The organism is Carboxydocella sp. JDF658, assembly GCF_002049395.1.
Lineage (GTDB): Bacteria > Bacillota.
The window spans coordinates 1-241 of the sequence record NZ_BDLR01000154.1 but is presented as its reverse complement, the minus strand read 5'-3'; the positions used below and the strand labels follow the sequence as shown (position 1 = coordinate 241).

Sequence of the window (241 nt, the reverse complement as noted above, 5' to 3'; positions counted from 1 at the left end):
CGGTTTCCTTATAGGTTACCGGGACCCTGTGGGTTATGTGCAGGTACCAGTCGCCGGTCCCGGGTTCGTAGACCAGCTTTACCTGCTGGACTTTGCTCAGAGTGACGTGCGATGGGAGCTGGTATTCCAGTACAATCACCCGCCTGCCGTAGGTTTTGGGCAGCTTCAGGCGCACCCGGTTGTCCGGCAGTATTTCGAAAGCGTTCTGTTTAAAAGTCACGGTGCTGAGAGTATCTTTTTT

1 protein-coding gene is annotated in these 241 nt (G+C 53.9%); it reads right to left on the bottom strand.

Features of this window, described 5'->3' with window-relative positions:
- Positions 1–241: hypothetical protein (locus JDF658_RS14525; protein ID WP_200805687.1), on the bottom strand; the 241-nt coding region annotated here is incomplete at both ends.